Here is an 803-nt window from a genome sequence, read left to right as displayed (position 1 = left end):
GCGTGGCTCTGGTGTGTTCGTACGTCGTCTGACGCGGTCGGCGGCGCCTGTCGCTGATGTGGCGTCCGCTGAGGGCTGTCTTCCATGCGGCTGGTGTGGAGCAGGCGGCGGAGCTTGCGGGGATGGGGCTGGCGGATGCGGCGTCGGTGATCTCGGGCAAGGCGACGGGTGCGGGGCATCTGGACGCGTTGCTGGGTGATCGTGAGCTGGACGCGTTCGTGGTGTTCTCGTCGATCGCGGGTGTGTGGGGCAGCGGTGGTCAGGCTGCATATGGTGCGGCCAACGCCTATCTGGACGCGTTGGTGGAGGACCGCCGTGGCCGGGGTCTTGCTGGTACGGCTGTGGCCTGGGGGCCGTGGGCGGAAGGCGGTATGGCCACTTCGGAGGGGATGGAAGGGGAGCTTGTCCGTCGTGGCCTGGCGGTCATTCCTCCGACGCTGGCCCTTGCCGCGTTGCAGGGGGCGATCGCGGGTGACGAGGGTGTGGTGACGGTCGCCGATGTGGACTGGGAGCGGTTCGCCCCCTTGTTCACTCTGGAGCGGCCGAGCCCATTGCTCGCTGACCTGCCCGAGGTCCGGAGGGCACTCGACACCGCGAGCTCGTCCGGCCAGGCAGGCGACACTTCGACGGGTCTGCGGCGGCGTCTGGCAGGGCTGACCGAGACCGAGATCGACCGGACCCTGCTCGACCTCGTACGTGGCCAGGCCGCGGCGGTGCTCGGTTTCGCGGGTGCTGAAGTGGTCGAGCCGGGGCGGGCGTTCAAGGAGTTGGGCTTCGACTCGCTGACGGCGGTGGAGTTCCGT

Annotated in this window: 1 pseudogene; it reads left to right on the top strand. The window is 69.4% G+C overall.

Features of this window, described 5'->3' with window-relative positions:
• Window positions 1-62: 62 nt before the first annotated feature.
• Window positions 63-803 (top strand): annotated as a pseudogene (locus IG74_RS47300) (beta-ketoacyl reductase); the annotation flags it as partial.

It is taken from the genome of Streptomyces sp. NRRL B-1347 (genome assembly GCF_000720325.1).
Taxonomy (GTDB): domain Bacteria; phylum Actinomycetota; class Actinomycetes; order Streptomycetales; family Streptomycetaceae; genus Streptomyces.
The sequence above is the reverse complement of the archived record's forward strand: the minus strand, read 5'-3'. Positions and strand labels throughout refer to the sequence as shown.